Source organism: Alishewanella sp. WH16-1 (assembly GCF_001441695.1).
Classification (GTDB): Bacteria; Pseudomonadota; Gammaproteobacteria; order Enterobacterales; family Alteromonadaceae; genus Alishewanella; species Alishewanella agri.
The window spans coordinates 1-1,739 of record NZ_LCWL01000070.1; the positions used below are offsets into that span (position 1 = coordinate 1).

The 1,739-nt window shown below is 52.2% G+C and carries 2 rRNA genes; both read right to left on the reverse strand.

From position 1 onward, the window contains the following. Nucleotides 1–101: 101 nt before the first annotated feature. Nucleotides 102–216, reverse strand: a 5S ribosomal RNA gene (rrf, locus tag AAY72_RS06190). 84 nt (nucleotides 217–300) lie between these two features. Next, nucleotides 301–1,739 (reverse strand): 23S ribosomal RNA (locus AAY72_RS06195); the annotation flags it as partial.

Below are 1,739 nucleotides of genomic sequence, written 5' to 3' on the forward strand. Positions count from 1 at the left end.
CTGCACATGGTATCGCCCTGCTCGAGCAGTACACCGCGTCAGAACAGCAGCCAATAAAAAAGCCCCACTCTTTCGAGTAGGGCTTTTCTATTGAATGAGGTGCCTGGCGGTGTACTACTCTCGCATGGCGAATGCCACACTACCATCGTCGCAGCTGCGTTTCACTTCTGAGTTCGGAATGGAGTCAGGTGGTTCCACAGCGCTATTGCCACCAGGCAATAACTGGTTTGTCTGTTCTTTAACTTAGCAAGCTGATTGTGCGCACACTGTATTCTTTCTTTAAAACATCTTGGGCGTTGTATGGTTAAGCCTCTCGGGCAATTAGTATGAGTTAGCTCAACGCCTCGCAGCGCTTCCACACCTCACCTATCAACGTTGTGGTCTCCAACGACCCTTTAGTACCCTCAGGGGGTAAGGGATAACTCATCTTGTGGCCGGCTTCCCGCTTAGATGCTTTCAGCGGTTATCCGTTCCGAACATAGCTACCGGGCAGTGCCATTGGCATGACAACCCGAACACCAGTGGTTCGTTCACTCCGGTCCTCTCGTACTAGGAGCAACTCCACTCAATTATCCAACGCCCACGGCAGATAGGGACCGAACTGTCTCACGACGTTCTAAACCCAGCTCGCGTACCACTTTAAATGGCGAACAGCCATACCCTTGGGACCGACTTCAGCCCCAGGATGTGATGAGCCGACATCGAGGTGCCAAACACCGCCGTCGATATGAACTCTTGGGCGGTATCAGCCTGTTATCCCCGGAGTACCTTTTATCCGTTGAGCGATGGCCCTTCCATACAGAACCACCGGATCACTATGACCTACTTTCGTACCTGCTCGACGTGTCTGTCTCGCAGTTAAGCTGGCTTCTACCATTACACTAACCGTACGATGTCCGACCGTACTTAGCCAACCTTCGTGCTCCTCCGTTACGCTTTAGGAGGAGACCGCCCCAGTCAAACTACCCACCAGACACTGTCCGCAATCCCGATTCAGGGACCTACGTTAGAACATCAAACATACAAGGGTGGTATTTCAAGGACGGCTCCACCAGGACTAGCGTCCCAGCTTCAAAGCCTCCCACCTATCCTACACATGTAGGGTCAATGTTCAGTGCCAAGCTATAGTAAAGGTTCACGGGGTCTTTCCGTCTAGCCGCGGGTATACGGCATCTTCACCGCAATTTCAATTTCACTGAGTCTCGGCTGGAGACAGCCTGGCCATCATTACACCATTCGTGCAGGTCGGAACTTACCCGACAAGGAATTTCGCTACCTTAGGACCGTTATAGTTACGGCCGCCGTTTACCGGGGCTTCGATCAAGAGCTTCGCTTGCGCTAACCCCATCAATTAACCTTCCGGCACCGGGCAGGTGTCACACCCTATACGTCCACTTACGTGTTTGCAGAGTGCTGTGTTTTTAATAAACAGTTGCAGCCAGCTGGTCACTGCGACTCTCACGTGCTTACGGAGCAAGTCCTTCACACACAAGAGCGTACCTTCTCCCGAAGTTACGGTACTATTTTGCCTAGTTCCTTCAGCCGAGTTCTCTCAAGCGCCTTGGTATGCTCTACCTGACCACCTGTGTCGGTTTAGGGTACGGTCACCAATACCTGAAGCTTAGAGGCTTTTCCTGGAAGCAGAGCGTCAGCAACTTCGTCACCGTAGTGACTCGTCTCGTGTCTCAGTCTTAGGCGTCCGGATTTTCCTAAACACCCAACCTACACACTTTCACGCG